General features: G+C 53.1%; 16 protein-coding genes, 2 pseudogenes and 1 riboswitch. Of the genes and pseudogenes, 4 read left to right on the forward strand and 14 right to left on the reverse strand.

Annotated features, from left to right (window positions below; genetic code table 11):
- Positions 1-34 precede the first annotated feature (34 nt).
- Both pcp and QSJ10_RS15570 read right to left on the reverse strand, forming a co-directional pair.
- Positions 35-682, reverse strand: a complete 648-nt coding sequence (pcp, locus tag QSJ10_RS07700) for a pyroglutamyl-peptidase I (protein ID WP_033014097.1) — start codon at positions 680-682, stop codon at positions 35-37.
- Between the two features lie 72 nt (positions 683-754).
- A pseudogene (locus QSJ10_RS15570) lies at positions 755-1,182 on the reverse strand (5-oxoproline transporter, DUF969 family subunit); the annotation flags it as partial.
- A 310-nt stretch (positions 1,183-1,492) separates the two neighbouring features.
- Here QSJ10_RS15570 and QSJ10_RS07715 point away from each other — a divergent pair.
- The gene (locus tag QSJ10_RS07715) at positions 1,493-2,107 is read left to right on the forward strand and encodes a sulfite oxidase-like oxidoreductase (RefSeq protein WP_033014096.1); all 615 of its coding nucleotides are present in this window, start codon (positions 1,493-1,495) and stop codon (positions 2,105-2,107) included.
- A gap of 42 nt (positions 2,108-2,149) precedes the next feature.
- On the opposite strand, the gene QSJ10_RS07720 is transcribed toward QSJ10_RS07715, so the two are convergent.
- Together QSJ10_RS07720 and QSJ10_RS07725 are read right to left on the reverse strand one after the other, a co-directional pair.
- Positions 2,150-2,734 carry an ECF transporter S component gene (locus tag QSJ10_RS07720; protein WP_053532826.1) on the reverse strand — a complete coding sequence of 195 codons (585 nt, stop codon included), beginning with the start codon at positions 2,732-2,734 and terminating at the stop codon, positions 2,150-2,152.
- Positions 2,735-3,294: 560 nt separating this feature from the next.
- Positions 3,295-3,427, reverse strand: a riboswitch (FMN riboswitch).
- A gap of 82 nt (positions 3,428-3,509) precedes the next feature.
- Positions 3,510-3,749 (reverse strand): annotated as a pseudogene (locus QSJ10_RS07725) (threonine synthase); the annotation flags it as partial.
- A 195-nt stretch (positions 3,750-3,944) separates the two neighbouring features.
- Between QSJ10_RS07725 and pepT the strand changes: the two are divergent.
- A complete protein-coding gene (gene pepT, locus QSJ10_RS07730) occupies positions 3,945-5,180 on the forward strand; it encodes a peptidase T (RefSeq protein WP_033009995.1) in 1,236 nt (411 codons plus the stop codon).
- A 329-nt stretch (positions 5,181-5,509) separates the two neighbouring features.
- Here pepT and QSJ10_RS07735 read toward each other — a convergent pair whose 3' ends face one another.
- A complete protein-coding gene (locus QSJ10_RS07735) occupies positions 5,510-5,935 on the reverse strand; it encodes an OsmC family protein (RefSeq protein WP_033009997.1) in 426 nt (141 codons plus the stop codon).
- A gap of 195 nt (positions 5,936-6,130) precedes the next feature.
- On the opposite strand from QSJ10_RS07735, the gene plsY reads away from it, so the two are divergent.
- On the forward strand, positions 6,131-6,724 hold the full coding sequence (plsY, locus tag QSJ10_RS07740; RefSeq protein ID WP_053532657.1) for a glycerol-3-phosphate 1-O-acyltransferase PlsY: 594 nt from the start codon (positions 6,131-6,133) through the stop codon (positions 6,722-6,724).
- A 29-nt stretch (positions 6,725-6,753) separates the two neighbouring features.
- Positions 6,754-8,118 (forward strand): RsmF rRNA methyltransferase first C-terminal domain-containing protein, encoded by a 1,365-nt coding sequence (locus QSJ10_RS07745; RefSeq protein ID WP_033014088.1) that lies wholly within the window; start codon positions 6,754-6,756, stop codon positions 8,116-8,118.
- A gap of 127 nt (positions 8,119-8,245) precedes the next feature.
- On the opposite strand, the gene QSJ10_RS07750 is transcribed toward QSJ10_RS07745, so the two are convergent.
- From QSJ10_RS07750 to thyA, 9 genes are all read right to left on the reverse strand, one after another.
- The gene (locus QSJ10_RS07750; protein ID WP_033014084.1) at positions 8,246-8,821 is read right to left on the reverse strand and encodes a YpmS family protein; all 576 of its coding nucleotides are present in this window, start codon (positions 8,819-8,821) and stop codon (positions 8,246-8,248) included.
- Positions 8,822-8,858: 37 nt separating this feature from the next.
- Positions 8,859-9,629: an SGNH/GDSL hydrolase family protein gene (locus QSJ10_RS07755; RefSeq protein WP_033014083.1), complete on the reverse strand. Its 771-nt coding sequence runs from the start codon at positions 9,627-9,629 to the stop codon at positions 8,859-8,861.
- A 74-nt stretch (positions 9,630-9,703) separates the two neighbouring features.
- Entirely contained in the window at positions 9,704-10,276 is a 573-nt protein-coding gene (locus QSJ10_RS07760) for an SCO family protein (protein ID WP_049624106.1), read from the reverse strand.
- Positions 10,277-10,329: 53 nt separating this feature from the next.
- Positions 10,330-11,190, reverse strand: coding sequence for a DegV family protein (locus tag QSJ10_RS07765; protein WP_053532656.1), 861 nt, complete (start codon positions 11,188-11,190; stop codon positions 10,330-10,332).
- A 106-nt stretch (positions 11,191-11,296) separates the two neighbouring features.
- Complete coding sequence (locus tag QSJ10_RS07770) at positions 11,297-11,548, reverse strand: YpmP family protein (protein ID WP_033014079.1); 252 nt, start codon at positions 11,546-11,548, stop codon at positions 11,297-11,299.
- Between the two features lie 96 nt (positions 11,549-11,644).
- The gene (ilvA, locus tag QSJ10_RS07775; RefSeq protein ID WP_033014077.1) at positions 11,645-12,916 is read right to left on the reverse strand and encodes a threonine ammonia-lyase IlvA; all 1,272 of its coding nucleotides are present in this window, start codon (positions 12,914-12,916) and stop codon (positions 11,645-11,647) included.
- A gap of 262 nt (positions 12,917-13,178) precedes the next feature.
- On the reverse strand, positions 13,179-13,622 hold the full coding sequence (locus QSJ10_RS07780; protein WP_033014076.1) for a YndM family protein: 444 nt from the start codon (positions 13,620-13,622) through the stop codon (positions 13,179-13,181).
- A 90-nt stretch (positions 13,623-13,712) separates the two neighbouring features.
- Positions 13,713-14,213: a dihydrofolate reductase gene (locus tag QSJ10_RS07785; protein WP_033010007.1), complete on the reverse strand. Its 501-nt coding sequence runs from the start codon at positions 14,211-14,213 to the stop codon at positions 13,713-13,715.
- 13 nt (positions 14,214-14,226) lie between these two features.
- Complete coding sequence (gene thyA / locus QSJ10_RS07790; protein WP_033014075.1) at positions 14,227-15,021, reverse strand: thymidylate synthase; 795 nt, start codon at positions 15,019-15,021, stop codon at positions 14,227-14,229.
- Between the last annotated feature and the right edge of the window lie 85 nt (positions 15,022-15,106).

The following is a 15,106-nucleotide window of genomic DNA, read 5'->3' on the forward strand; positions in this document are numbered from 1 at the left end:
ATTTTCTCTATGATCGCCATAAACGGAAACCTCCTTAACAAATGTGCCCGCCAACCGCTTGGATATCTTCTTCACGTTCGACCGCTACGTCAATGGCAAGACGCAGCCCTTCCACGATCGTTTCTAATGCCATGCTGGGCTGCCCGGGATGCCGGGCGGCTTGTTCCGGCAAATACGGAATATGGATAAATCCGCCGCGAATGGGCTTCTTCGATTGGGTGATGTAATGCATCAATCCATAAAACACATGGTTGCAGACGAACGATCCCGCTGTATAAGAGACAGAGGCTGGTATGCCGTGACGCCTCAACGCCTCGACAATCGCTTTGACCGGCAAGGTTGACCAATAGCCGACAGGCCCGCTTGGAACAACAGGTTCGTCAATCGGCTGCTGGCCTTCGTTGTCGGGAATGCGGGCATCATTGATGTTCACCGCCACTCTTTCAACAGAAATATCCGCTCTCCCTCCTGCCTGTCCGACGCAAATTACCACATCGGGGTCCACTTGCATGATTGCGTCATGCAAGATGACTAATGATTTGCCAAATACGGTTGGAAGCTCCCGAACTTCAACGATATACCGATCCGTTTTCCATCCGGCTGCTTGCTTGACCGCCTCCAGCGACGGATTCACCGTTTCTCCTCCAAACGGATCAAATCCGGTCACGAGCACTTTTTTCATCGCATCTCCATCCCTTTTTGATGATGAAATTTATAAATTATGAGTGTAATCACATACATTGCAGCGATGTTGAACGCCAACAGAATCAACGCTGTCGGCACTTGCACGCAAATCCGCCGCTCCTTCTGCCATAGGAGCGACGAGCGGACGAACCATTTGAGCATGGCCGCCGATGGAAGTAAGCCCAGCCGCGGCTGCCGCTTCCCGGTTAAATAGACCATCAAGATTCTCCCTGTTGTCGCCGCCTTGATTTTCGCCACGACACTCTCCGCCTGTTCCCGCAGCCCAAAGCGTTCCAAAAGGCCGATGACGGGTAATGTAGCAATAAACACCGCCATATACCGGTTGGTCGTAAACGCCGTTCCAAACTGTTCATTAATGTCATACAGCGATTGATGAGCGAGCAGTCCTGTCGCCAATCCAGCCGCTGTCACGACAAGAAGCGGATTAATGCGAACAATGAAGCCGATGATGACGATCAACACGCCAATGAGCACCATATTTCTCTTCTCCTCTCCAAACATCGTATTGACATTGTGGTTCATTCATCTCGCTTCCTTAATTTCTTCACTAGCTTTTTCTTCCCCCTTTCTTTCGGTTGTTCCGTATTTCAGAACAATTATTCCAATTTCATCATTTTTATTATATAATTAAGAAAAATCGAAAATCAATCAATATTTGGGGGAATTTGTCCTCTCTCAACAATGCCGCCGCAGCAACTGAACCGAGCCCCTTTTTATTGCATCCCCTTTCCCTATTTTGTATCATGAATGATTAAGAGAAATTTAGCAGAAAAAGGAGTGCCTCCCCATGACCAAACAACTTCCTCCCGGCCAATTCGAAACGGAAAAATGGCCGATTTTGCATGAAGGCGATGTGTACGAATTCGATGAAGCGGCGTGGAATTTCCGATTGTTCGGCAATGTGAAAGAGGAAGTGACGCTGTCGTATCAGGAAGTGATGCGGCTGCCGAAGACGATTTCGACCGTGGATATGCACTGCGTGACGACGTGGTCGAAATTTGATACGACGTTTGAAGGCATCGCTTTCCGCGAGTTTTTGCGCTTCGTCGATCTCGATCCCGACGTGAAATATGTGAAAATTTACGGCTACTTAAACGGCGACCGTTTCGGCTATTCGGCAAACTTGCCGCTTGACGCGCTGATGGGCGACGATGCCTTGTTTGTTTATCGATGGAAAGACAAGCATCACGACTGGCAGGACATCTCGCCGAAGCACGGCTATCCGCTCCGGTTCATCCCGCCGGCGACATTTTATTTATGGAAAGGGGCGAAATGGGCGTCCGGCATCCGCTTTATGAAAGAAGATGAGCCGGGCTATTGGGAGGAGCGCGGCTATTCGATGACCGCCAATCCGTTTAAAGAAGAACGGTTTGCCGAGTGGGTGCCGCGGATTCGCTTTTGACAAACGCAAAAAAGCGAGGGAAAAACCCTCGCTTTTTGTTTCTCAAGCGGCTTGGCGAGATGCCGCCTGTTTGTCAAGCCAAGCACGAAGACGCCAAAAGAGAAGCTGAAATACGATGGCCGCCATCGCTCCTTTGACGGCGTTAAACGGCAAAATCGCCGATACCACCAACGCCTTCGCTTCCGGTGCGCTCATCTGCGGAGCGCCGAGGAAAAGCGTATACGCCGGCAAAAAGACGTAGTAGTTGAGCACGCTCATGACGAGCGCCATCGTCAATGTTCCCGCCGCCAGCCCCAGCAGCAAGCCTTTTTTCGATGCGGATTTCCGATAAATATAGGAAACCGGCAAAAGGAACGCCACCCCGGCAGTGAAGTTGGCGATCTGGCCGACCGGAACGCCGGTCGCGCTGCCGACGAACACGTAGTTCAGCACGTTTTTCAATAGTTCGACCGCCACACCGGCGAGCGGGCCGTACAACAAGGCGGCGATGAGCGCCGGGATGTCGCTGAAGTCAACAAGCAAAAAGTTCGGAAACGGCGGCAGCGGAAAGTTGAGCATCATGAGCACATGCGCCATGGCGCCCAACACTCCGATGCTGACAAAGGCGCGGATGGAAATGCGTTTCATCCTATTTCGCGCAGGAGACTCCCACTTCAACGACCAAAGGGAGTAAGTGGGAGAGGAATGCGCGTCCCCCCCTTTCTTTTGTGTATGATATAATAAAGGCGTGGAGAAAACCGTTCAATAAAGGCACTCCAATCACGGCTACTCGATGTATGGAGTTGGTTACAGGAAACGTTGTAACCGTAAAACATCGAGCGTAGGTCCGTCTGTTGTGTGTGGAAGCCAAGTACTGCCAACAGACACACCGAGAGAATCGGTAACGATGCAGGCATGACCTGCGTCGTTGGGTAGTCGTCAACCTGCCCCCTGATGCAACCCCAAGTCAAGGAAGGAGGACGAAGTCCGTTTGCACTTCTGGGGAGTTGCAAGCCCCCACTTCAAGCGTTAGCGAAGTGGGGGTAGTTGACGCTTGTTCTCCTCCCCTTCTCGTGATTCATCCTCACAAGAAGAAGGCTGCAGCTGCGAGCGCCAACAAAAACTCCCTTAAACCGAACAAGGCTTAAGGGAGAAAAAGGGTGTGCGCAACTAGACGTTCGCATGCGCCAAAACGAACGCCGGCAAACCTTCATCTTCTCCCATCCAGACTATACTGTCGGCTCCGGACTTGCACCGGATCCTGCCTTGCGGCTCGCGGGCTGAGAGGCGAAGCGCCTCATCACCGCCGGTCGGGAATTTCACCCTGCCCCGAAGATGAATCGTTTTTCATTTTTAATTATTCTGATGAGTTTAGCATACAATACTGTTTTCAATTTGTCTATGTTTTTTGCTCACAGCTTGATTATTCCCGCATCGAAAGAGAATCTCCCGGTTCAAGCACCGGTGGGGCGACTTGAACCAAATCGGCGTATTTCAATCCCGTCCCCGTGTTGAGCACGACGACCGTCTCCCCGTCGCGAATCCAGCCGCTCTCGCGCAATTTTCGGACCGCCGCAAACGCCGCCGCTCCTTCCGGGCAAACGAACGCCCCTTCGAGCTCCGCCACCGTCCGCTTCTCGGCCAAAATCGCCTCATCGCCAATGGTTTGACGCCCAATTCCTTCGCTTTCGAAATCCCAACCGCCTCGCCGGCCGCGGAAAACTCGTGCACCGCATGGCGCTCCCTCTTTCCCTGTTGGAGATCGCATATGATAAAATAAACACGGAACCGCTCCGCTGCATTGGAGAAGCGATTCACGCATTCACCCAACACTCATACATAAAAAGGAGATGAACAAATGAAACAAGAATTGATCGAACGCTTCATCCGCTACGCCAAAGTGAATACCCAGTCCGATCCAGAAAGCAGCACATGCCCGTCGACTCAAGGGCAATGGGAGCTGGCGAGAATGCTCGTCGAAGAGCTGAAGTCGATCGGCATGGAAGACGTCACAGTCGACGAAAACGGCTACGTCATGGCGACGCTGCCGGCCAATACGGACAAAAACGTGCCCGTGATCGGCTTTTTGGCTCATATGGACACCGCTCCGGAGTTTACGGGAGCCAACGTCAACCCGCAAATCATCGAACAGTACGACGGTGGCGACATCGTGTTGAACAAAGAACAAGGCATCATCTTGTCGCCAAACGATTTCCCGGAGCTCGCCGGCTACAAAGGGCATACACTGATTACAACCGATGGGACGACGCTGCTTGGCGCCGATGATAAAGCCGGAATCGCCGAAATTATGACCGCGATGAACTATCTCATCCAACACCCGGAGATCAAGCACGGCAAAGTGCGCGTCGCCTTTACCCCGGATGAGGAAATCGGCCGCGGACCGCACAAATTTGACGTTGCCAAATTCGGCGCCCAATTTGCCTATACGGTCGACGGCGGGCCGCTTGGCGAATTGGAATACGAAAGCTTTAACGCCGCGGAAGCAAAAATGACGATCAAAGGAAAAAACGTCCACCCAGGCACGGCAAAAGGAAAAATGATCAACTCAATCAAAATCGCCATGGAGTTCCAACAGCAACTGCCAGCCGATGAGGCGCCGGAACATACCGAAGGATACGAAGGGTTTTACCATTTGCTTTCATTCCAAGGGAGTGTAGAGGAGACGAAACTTCACTACATTATCCGCGACTTCGACCGTGAACAGTTCGAGGCTCGCAAAGCGAAAATGAACGAGATCGCCGCTTCGCTTGCACAAAAATATGGAAACGACCGAATCACACTCGAAATCAACGACCAATATTACAACATGCGCGAAAAAATCGAGCCGGTGCGCCACATTGTGGACATCGCCCACGAAGCGATGACGAACTTGGGCATTGAACCGAAAGTGAAACCGATCCGCGGCGGCACAGACGGGTCGCAGCTCTCCTACATGGGGCTGCCGACGCCGAACCTTTTTGCCGGCGGCGAAAACTTCCACGGCCGCTACGAATACATTTCCGCCGATACAATGGTGAAATCGGCCGAAGTGATCGTGGAGATCATCAAGCTGTTCGAGCAAAAAGCATCTTGATCTACGGAAAACCTTTCTTGAACGATCTTTTTTCGATCGTCCAAGCACAAGCGGCTGCAAGCCCGCCCGTTAGGAGTAAAGAAAAGGTGTCCCGAGTCTTTTGGGGACACCTCCGCCTCCCGCTGTTTCAAATAGGCAGCCAAATAATCAGCCCGTCCGAACGCGAAGAAAAGCGGGACGGCAAGGCGTCTATCCAAACGACTGATCGCCGTTATTCGTTCGAACACAAAAAAGGTGTTCCGCCAACGATCGGAACACCTTTTTCATCGTTTTGCCATTCCGTGCTATGCCACGCGAAACAAACATGAACGCCACGTTCTTTTCTTTGGTTAGATCGTCTCCTTCCCGCGCACGCCGTTGATCGAATAGCTCGCTGTAATGGCGGCATTTAACGAATGGGAAACGGAACAATATTTTTCTTTTGACAACCGAATGGCACGGGCGACTTTGTCTTCCGGCAAGTCGCCTTCGAGCGCATAATGAATATGAATGTCGGTAAACCGCTTCGGGTGGTCATCGGCGCGCGTTCCTTCGACTTCCATCGAAAACGCGCGGACGTCAAGCCGCATTTTCCGCAAGATCAAAACGATGTCAATGCCGGTGCAGCCGGCCAAGGCGTGAAGCAACAGTTCCATCGGCCGGGCGCCGGAATCGTTGCCGCCAACGTCTTTCGCGGCGTCGATCGGAATGGTGACGCCGGAAGCGCTTTGGCCGCTGAATGACATGTTTCCGTTCCACGTGACGGTCGTTTTCATCACAGCCGCTCCTCTCTTCTCTGCGTTTGCTGCGGGACGAATGAACTCGTCCGTCCCTGCCTGCTTTTCAGTTTACCGGTTATCATGTGGAAATGCAAAACAACCGCTTTTCTTCATTTCCAGTCTACCGTTTTAACCGGCGCATGATAAAATAGAAACATGCACAAACTTGTTGAGTAAAGGGTGTTTGATTCGATGACCGCACTCATTTTGCTTCTTTCTTATCTTCTCGGCTCGATTCCGTTTGGCCTTCTTGTCGGGAAAATCGGCTACGGGATCGACATCCGCGAACATGGAAGCGGCAATCTCGGGGGAACGAACACGTTCCGCGTGCTTGGGGCGAAAGCGGGCACGATCGTCATTGTCGGGGATATGTTGAAAGGAACGCTGGCGGCGAGCTTGCCGATGTTTTTTTCCGTCCCCGTGCATCCGCTTTTGGCCGGAGCGGTGGCAGTCGTCGGCCATATGTATCCGGTGTTCGCCAAGTTCCGCGGTGGCAAGGCGGTGGCGACATCGGGCGGGGTGATGCTGTTTTATTCGCCGTTGTTCTTTTTGTCGCTCATCGCCGTGTTTCTTGTCGTCTTGGCTGTTTCACGCTACGTCTCGCTGTCATCGATGGCCGCGGCGCTGTACGCGGTCGTGTACACCGTCTTTTTCACGGACGACATTCCATTGACGGTGGCAGTGTTGTTGCTGGCTTCGTTTATCTTTTATCGTCATCGCGCCAACATCAAGCGCATCTTGAACAAAACGGAGCCAAAAGTGAAATGGTCAGGCAAAGCCTCATGACAACGGACGGAGAAAGGAGATTTGCTGCGTTGAGATTGCCGGAAGCATTTGTCGCGAAAATGAAGAAGCTGCTTGATGAAGAAGCAGACGAGTTTTTCGCTGTGTATGAAAACGAAAAAATCAACGGCTTGCGCGTCAATCCGTTGAAAACCGACCCGGGCGCATGGGTCAAAACGGCGCCCTTTTCCCTTTCCCCGGTGCCGTTTTGCCCGACCGGGTTTTATTATGAACCGGACGAACAGCCGGGAAAGCATCCGTACCATGCGGCCGGCCTGTATTACATTCAAGAACCGAGCGCGATGGCGGCCGCCGAGGCGCTGCAGCCTGAGCCGGGGGATACGGTGCTTGACTTGTGCGCCGCCCCTGGCGGGAAAACGACCCAGCTTGGCGCGATGATGAAAAACAGAGGGCTGCTTGTCGCCAACGAAATCCACCCGAAACGGGTCAAAGCGCTTGCAGAGAACGTCGAACGGTTCGGCTTGACGAACACCATCGTCGTCAATGAAGCTCCCGAAACGCTTGCCGAGCGGTTTCCGGGCTTTTTTGACAAAATTTTAGTGGACGCTCCGTGCTCGGGGGAGGGCATGTTCCGGAAAGAAGAAGAGGCCGCCTCGTTTTGGAGCCCGGCCTATGTGGAAGAATGTGCGGCAAGGCAGCGGCGCATTTTAGAAAGCGCCTATGCGATGCTGAAAGAAGGCGGCATTCTTGTCTATTCAACATGCACGTTCTCTCCGGAGGAAAACGAGCAAACGATAGAATGGCTGCTCGAGACGTACGATGATTTGCGGTTGCTGCCGATTGCGAAAATCGGTGGCATCGAGCCGGGACGGCCGGAATGGACGAAAACCAATCGATCCGATCTCGTCCACGCCGCCCGCCTTTGGCCGCATCGCCTCAAAGGGGAAGGACATTTTGTCGCCAAGCTGCAAAAACAGCGGCCGACTCCACCTTGGAGCGGGCGGTGGGCGAAAGCGAACGCGCCAAAAGCGGCCGTCCGATTGTACCGCCAATTTGAACAGCAATCGTTGCAAACCGTGCAGCACGGAACAATCCTCTCGTTTGGCAGCCATTTGGCCATGCTCCCGGACCGATGCCCGGATTTGTCCGGCTTGAAAGTGGTGCGCGCTGGCCTTCATCTTGGCGAGGCCAAAAAGGAGCGGTTTGAGCCGAACCATGCCCTTGCCTTGGCGCTGCGGACAGAGGAAGCGAAACATGTGCTTGACCTATCGAGCGCAAGCCGCGAAATCGTCCAATATTGGCGCGGCGAGACGCTTTCCACTGGCGGCGACCGCGGCTGGCTGCTTGTGACGGTCGACGGGTTTCCATTCGGCTGGGGAAAAGAAGTCAAAGGGACGGTGAAAAACTTTTATCCGAAAGGGCTGCGCCTGATCTAACGGCGGGGCCGCACGAGGCTGGAACGGCCAAAAAAAGGTGTCTCATTGCCTTTGAGACACCCTTTTTCTTCCAAATAGACGCCGACAAGATTCACGATGTTGCACGGAAACGTTGACGTCAACGTTTTTACCGCGGACGGTTTGTCGGGATCGTTAAGGTAAATACGATTTCATCGGCCGCCAAATCGATTTTTTTCGCCGCTACTTGATACCCGTTGCCAAAACGAATCTCATGGAGCGCCACATAAATGCGGGCCCGTCCCGGATCGATGATGACTTCATCCGGCAGCGGCGCATGCTTTTGCAAGTAGCGAAGCACGTACGTCACCGGCAGCTTCCAGTCGCCGAGCGAAATGACCGGTTCGACAAGTTCGACGTTCCCGCCTTTCACGACTTTCGGCACAAACGAGACGACGAGCTCGACGTTGCGCCCAAAGATCGGAATTTCACTCGAGACGTAAACGCGGTCGGCGAGCCAAACGTCATAGCGAAGCGGATGGTCTTTCGTTTTTTCCGCCAAATAATCGTTAATGACAGCGTTCAAGTGCGCTTTTTTGGAGTACACCGTAAACGAAGCCCCTTCCACATCCAGGCGCTCCGGCCGTTTCACCGGCGGAGACGGCTGCAGCAGCCAAACAGCGGCAAGAATGAGCACAACAGCATTCACAGCCGCCAAAACGAAAAACGATCGTTTCCAATTCATTCCAACATACTCCTTATGCTGCTTCATTTCGTTTCCATCAGTTCGCCCACCACTCTTTTCGCGCATCGAGCGACTCATACACCCGCACTGCCATTTGCGCATATCCCTCGGCGTTCGGGTGAAATTCATCGCGGTGAAGCAAATCATCGCGGTTGGCAAACATGTCTTGAATATCCACAAAGATCGTGCGCGGATAGCGGGAAACCACTGCTTGGCTTGTGCGGTTCCATTCGGCGATGACATCATCGATTTCCGGGATGTTCGGCAACGTGGCGGAAAACGGATTGTACAAGCCGATCAGGACAACGACCGCATCCGGGTTGATCGTGCGCAACAACATCAACAAATGATCGAGCCGCTCGGCAAATCGTTGGCTCTCGTTCGCAAACCGCTCGTATGATAAGTCAAAAAAATGAGCGCGGACGACATTCATCACGTCATTGCCACCGATCGTGATCATGACGATATGAGCCCGCTCAAGCTCCGCCTGATGGGCGCGAATAACCGGTTCAAGTTCGGTGATGCGCCGGCCGCGCTTTCCGGCATTCGTGACGGTCACCGTCCGCACCCCATCCTCCGCCGCCAAAAGCGGGACAAGGCGGCCGACATAGCCGCCTTTCCTTTCACCGTCTCCGACTCCTTCGGTCAATGAATCGCCTAACGCGACGAGGTGAATGTCTTTCGGCAACGGCTTTGCTTCCGTCTGCTTGACGGCGGCTTCATGCGGGCGCTCCGGCTTTCCGCCCGCCGAAAGCGCCACGCATCCGGCGAGCAGCCAGCAGCACAACAACCATCCCCACCGTCTCATTGTTTGACACCTGCCTTTTGCTGCAACAAGGGGAAAGACGAAAAGAAGGCAAAAAGGCGGTAGCCGTTTTTGCCTCATTGCGACGACTGCACGATTTTGATATGCTCTAAAATTGTTTCGTATGGCACATCTTGCACGCCGCTGTACGTCTGAACCACTTTTCCGTCTGGTCCGACCAAATAAAAACTGGTGCCATGCACGACTTGGTCGTCATTGGCCGGCTTTTGCACGATCATTTTAAAGCTTTTTTGCGCCAACTCGCTGATCTCGGCCGGGCTGTATCCAGTCAGCAAATGCCAGTTTGCTAGATCATCTGTAAATTGCTTCGCATAAGCCGCAAGTTTTTCCGGCGTGTCAACTTCCGGGTCGACACTGAACGAAACAAATTCAACATCGAGCCCCTTTTCTTCCGCCTTCTCTTTCAGTTTGGCCATGTGGGCGGTCATCGGCGGACACACCGTTTCGCAATTGGTAAAAATAAAATCGGCGACCCACACTTTTCCTTTCAGATCGCGAAGTCCAAACGGCTTGCCGGTCTGATCGACAAACGTAAAGTCAGCGACCGGCCAGTTTTTGGCATCCGGAATTGTTTTTCCGCACGCCGCCAGCAAAAGAACAACGAGAAAAAGTGCGATTCGTTTCCACATCGATAGGTCCTTCCTTTTCGACCAAAATATGTTGATGCCGCCAATAACGGCGTTTATTCATCAAGCGGCGCTTCCTCGGCGTAGTACATGAGCGCCAGCGCCCCGGGACCGGTGTGAATGGAAATGACCGGCGTTGTTTCAACGATGTCAATCGGCGAATAGCCGATGATGTCTGTCACCGCTTCCTTGAGCCGCTCCGCCCACCGAGGAGCATCGGCATGGGCAATGGCGACCGCGCGCACCGGCGCTTCCGCCTTCTCCTCAACCAACCGGCCCGCTAAATCGGCGATGGCTTGCGAAAAGCTGCGCACGTTCGACACCGGTGTATACAGCCCGTCAACAAGCGCAGCGATCGGCTTGATGCGCAGCAACGAGCCGACGAGCGCTTTGCCGCGGCCTATGCGGCCGCCTTTCATCAAATGCTCAAGCGTATCAAGCACAACATACAGCCGCGTGCAACGGCGTATTTCGTCAAGCCGCCGGATGATATCGGCGACGCTTCTGCCCGCCTTGGCCAAACGTGCTGCTTCGAGCACTTGAAACCCCAACGCACAGGAAATAAATTGTGAATCCACGACGGTGACCGCTGCCTCTGTCAAAGCGGCCGCATGCTCAGCCGAACGGACCGTGCCGCTCAGCTCGCCGGCCATATGGATCGATATGATCTCGCTTCCGTCCGCCCCGAGCCGGTCATAGACAGCTAGAAACTCACCGATCGACGGTTGCGAGCTTTTCGGCAGTTCACGCGCTGCCTTCATCTTCGCCATAAACTGCCCTGGTGTGATCGTCACCCGGTCGATAAACGCCTCCCCATCCACTGTCAAATGAAGCGGAACGACTTCAACGCCGTGCTCGGCAAGCACCGCCGCCGGCACATCGACCGTTGAGTCAGTTACAATTTTGATTGATTTCATTCGTTCACTCCTAATACTGATGATCTCGTTTCCATTATATAATGAAACCGGCGAAAATCCCACCAAAAAAAAAGTTGTTTTGCCGCCAAGGGCAAAACAACAACAGTCATGCATTATGCTTTAACGCCGTTTCTTTAAAGATCTGTTCATATACAGGCCATTTCAGCACTTTCTTCAAATGTTCGCGGAACGAATACACAGAACGGCTCGTTCTCGATCGGTACACCTTTGCAATAAACGCCTCCAAGCGCAGTTGGATCATGAATCGGTATGTGTTCTCTTCCTCCAATACTGGGATTTCGATAATCTTGACCTTCTGCCCATACACGTTTTGAAACTCGAGGCTTTTGAATAGCAAAATATCAATCCTCTTTTTCACCGATTTACTTTTATTATACACCAATCCGGTGAAAAAGTTTGTCGAAATGCGGCGAATTTGTTCCGACTTTTTTCGTCAAATCAATAGATGGAACAAGTTCGGGTCTTTGTTGACCTCTTGGAACGGGAAACCTTTTTTCTTCATCCGCTCGATGAGCGGTGCGTAGTCTTCGCGCCGTTTCAGCTCGATGCCCACAAGCGCCGGTCCGCTTTCTTTGTTGTTTTTCTTCGTGTATTCAAACCGGGTGATGTCATCCGTCGGCCCAAGCACTTCATCCAAAAACTCGCGCAGCGCCCCGGCCCGCTGCGGGAAGTTGACGATGAAATAGTGCTGCAGCCCTTCGTAAATCATCGAGCGCTCTTTGATTTCCTGCATCCGGTCGATGTCGTTGTTGCCGCCGCTCACCACGCAAACGACCGTCTTGCCTCGGATTTGTTCCTTGTAAAACTCGAGCGCGGCGATCGGCAGCGCCCCAGCCGGCTCGGCGACGATGGCGTTTTCGTTGTACAGCTCCAAAATCGTCGTGCACACTTTCCCTTCTGGAACGACGACGATGTCATCAAGCACTCCGCGGCATAAGGCGAACGTTTTTTCCCCGACCGTTTTGACGGCGGCGCCGTCCACGAACTTGTCAATCTCCTCAAGCGTGACGACACGTCCATGCTCGAGCGCCGTTTTCATCGATGGGGCGCCGGCCGGTTCGACGCCAATCACTTTAGTGAACGGGGAAATGCTTTTCACATACGTCCCCAGCCCAGCCATCAATCCGCCGCCCCCGATGCTGGCAAACAAAAAGTCAATCGGCTCATCGCAGTCGTTGAGCACCTCGACGCCAATCGTCCCCTGTCCGGCGATGACGTATTCGTCATCAAACGGATGGATGAACGTCCGCCCTTCCGCCTCGGCGCACTTCACCGCTTCGTTGTAGGAATCGTCAAACGTGTCGCCGACAAGCACGATCTCAACCATGTCTTTGCCAAACAGCTGCACTTGCGACACTTTTTGCCGCGGCGTCGTCGCCGGCATATAAATTTTCCCATGCACGCCAAGCGCTCGGCATGAATAGGCCACCCCTTGGGCATGGTTGCCGGCACTGGCGCATACCACCCCGTTTCTCCGCTCCTCATCCGTTAAATGCTTCATCCTGTTGTACGCCCCGCGCAGCTTAAACGAACGCACGACTTGCAAATCCTCGCGCTTTAAGTAGACATTGCATTCGTAGCGCTCGGATAACAGCGGATTTTTTTGCAGCGGCGTATGGAACACAACATCCTTCAACGTATGATACGCGATCAAAATGTCCTCGACGTATACTGCCCCTTGCTTTCGTTTCAGCTGTTGTTCCATGTTCTCGTTCCCTTTCTTTTCTAAGTTGTCTTTGATTTGTAGATTATATCACAAATTCGTAAAAAGAAAAGGGAATTTTCGAAAAGTTTTTGAGTGAAGAGGGGCTGGCTCACGATCATCGCGATAATCCCGCTTTACCGGACGCTTCCGAGGTCCTAGCTTGACGTCATCGGATGAGCTTCTAGAAACCTCTTCCACTCGGCCAATACAGGCATAGCGAACGGCTCGTTCATGCGCAAGCGGACCGAAAAAACGACCGGCGCTATGTCCGGTCGTCCTCTTTTTTAAACTCTTCTTCCTCGGCAAATTCCGTTGCCCATCTTCCTTCATCATACCAGCGGTGCTCTTCTTCCCTCCTTGCCTCTTCGAGAACATGGCTTTCCATATACAAGTGGAAAAACGCTTCAACCGCCCCGATCGCCAAGGCGCTGAAAAATGCGCCGTATGCCACGTTGACGGACGGGGCAATGAGGGCAAAGCTGGACGGCCAAATCAACAAAAAGGAAAGCGGCACGTCAAGTGCGGCAGCAACAAAATGGCCGACGCGCGGCAAGATGAACACATCGCCGATGACGTAAGACACGAGCGCCGTGATGACCGTCATGAGCGAAATCAACGAAAGCGGGACGTTGAAGATCGTAAACATGGAAAATAAGACGACGCTCCAAGCGGCGAGCTTGACGATAAAAGGAACGATATGCTTCATTTGTCTTCCTCCATTTCCATTGTTGGGTCTTACTTGTTATCGTTCCTTGTTCGCCCCGCTTCTATGCAAAAAGACGCGCCCAGCCAAAAGCTAAGCGCGCCCTGTTTTTCGCTCATAAATGAGAAAGGCGTGATCGTATCGGTTTTTTTCATCGATCGTTCCTTGCGTATATGAAACGATCTCCCACTCTTGCTCGGAAATCGGCGGATAAAACGTATCGCCAGGGAACGAGGCGAAAATTTTCGTCACATACAGTCGGTCGGCAAGCGGCATCGTCGCCTGAAACAGTTCCGCTCCTCCGATGATAAACACCTCTTCATCGTTGCGGCCGGCGGCCCACTGTTTCACCTCGTCGAGCGAGTGAAGCACAAGGCAGCCTTCCGGGCGAAACGAACGGTTGCGCGTGACGACGATGTTTTCCCGGCCGGGAAGCGGCCGGCCGATCGCCTCAAACGTTTTTCGCCCCATCACGATGGCATGCCCCATCGTCACCCGTTTGAAATACGCCAAATCAGCCGGCAAATGCCAAGGCAAACCGTTGTCTTTGCCGATCACCCGGTTTTCATCCATCGCCACAATGTGCGACATCATCGCGCTCTCCCCTTCACACCGCCACCGGCGCTTTAATCGCCGGATGCGGATCGTAGCCGACGATTTCAAAGTCGTCGTATTCATAGTCAAAGATAGACGGCGGCTTCCGTTTGATCACGAGCTTCGGCAGCGGGCGCGGCTCGCGCGTCAGCTGCAGTTTCGCTTGTTCCAGATGATTTTTGTACAAATGGACGTCGCCGCCGGTGAAAATGAGTTCGCCGACATCGAGGTCGCACTGCTGGGCGATCATATGCGTCAACAACGCGTAGCTCGCGATGTTAAACGGCAACCCTAAAAACGTATCAACGGAGCGCTGCTGCCACATGCATGACAACCGGCCGTTGGCGACGTAAAACTGGAAGGCGTAATGGCACGGCGGCAGCTTCATCTCGTCCAATTCCGCTACATTCCAAGCGCTCACCAGCAGTCGGCGTGAATGCGGATTTCGTTTGATCTCTTCGACAACCCATGCGATCTGGTCGATGGTTTTCCCGTCTGCTCCCTTCCACGAGCGCCATTGCGCGCCGTAAATCGGGCCGAGATCGCCGTTTTCGTCCGCCCACTCGTCCCAAATCGTCACGCCATTCTCCTGCAAATAGCGGACGTTCGTATCGCCTTTTAAAAACCAAAGCAGTTCATAAATGATGGAGCGGATATGCAATTTTTTCGTTGTCACGAGCGGAAATCCATCTTGTAAGTTGAAGCGGAGCTGGCGGCCGAACACCGACAGCGTGCCGACGCCCGTTCGGTCTTCTTTTTCGACGCCGTTTTCCAAAATATCCTCCAAAAGCTGTAAATATTGCCGCAATGTCCTCACCTCACGCTCTATCATACCATAAAGCAACGCATGGTGAACCACTTGTCCGTGAACTACCCCCACTTAATTTTCTAGC

This window comes from Geobacillus stearothermophilus ATCC 12980 (assembly GCF_030369615.1).
GTDB classification, from domain to species: domain Bacteria; phylum Bacillota; class Bacilli; order Bacillales; family Anoxybacillaceae; genus Geobacillus; species Geobacillus stearothermophilus.

Excerpts from the sequence above, each read along its gene's own strand:
- pcp (WP_033014097.1), bottom strand. The coding sequence starts at position 682 with ATGAAAAAAGTGCTCGTGACCGGATTTGATCCGTTTGGAGGAGAAACG.
- QSJ10_RS07715 (WP_033014096.1), top strand. The coding sequence starts at position 1,493 with ATGACCAAACAACTTCCTCCCGGCCAATTCGAAACGGAAAAATGGCCG.
- QSJ10_RS07720 (WP_053532826.1), bottom strand. The coding sequence starts at position 2,734 with ATGAAACGCATTTCCATCCGCGCCTTTGTCAGCATCGGAGTGTTGGGC.
- pepT (WP_033009995.1), top strand. The coding sequence starts at position 3,945 with ATGAAACAAGAATTGATCGAACGCTTCATCCGCTACGCCAAAGTGAAT.
- QSJ10_RS07735 (WP_033009997.1), bottom strand. The coding sequence starts at position 5,935 with ATGAAAACGACCGTCACGTGGAACGGAAACATGTCATTCAGCGGCCAA.
- plsY (WP_053532657.1), top strand. The coding sequence starts at position 6,131 with ATGACCGCACTCATTTTGCTTCTTTCTTATCTTCTCGGCTCGATTCCG.
- QSJ10_RS07750 (WP_033014084.1), bottom strand. The coding sequence starts at position 8,821 with ATGAATTGGAAACGATCGTTTTTCGTTTTGGCGGCTGTGAATGCTGTT.
- QSJ10_RS07755 (WP_033014083.1), bottom strand. The coding sequence starts at position 9,629 with ATGAGACGGTGGGGATGGTTGTTGTGCTGCTGGCTGCTCGCCGGATGC.
- QSJ10_RS07760 (WP_049624106.1), bottom strand. The coding sequence starts at position 10,276 with ATGTGGAAACGAATCGCACTTTTTCTCGTTGTTCTTTTGCTGGCGGCG.
- QSJ10_RS07765 (WP_053532656.1), bottom strand. The coding sequence starts at position 11,190 with ATGAAATCAATCAAAATTGTAACTGACTCAACGGTCGATGTGCCGGCG.
- ilvA (WP_033014077.1), bottom strand. The coding sequence starts at position 12,916 with ATGGAACAACAGCTGAAACGAAAGCAAGGGGCAGTATACGTCGAGGAC.
- QSJ10_RS07780 (WP_033014076.1), bottom strand. The coding sequence starts at position 13,622 with ATGAAGCATATCGTTCCTTTTATCGTCAAGCTCGCCGCTTGGAGCGTC.
- QSJ10_RS07785 (WP_033010007.1), bottom strand. The coding sequence starts at position 14,213 with ATGATGTCGCACATTGTGGCGATGGATGAAAACCGGGTGATCGGCAAA.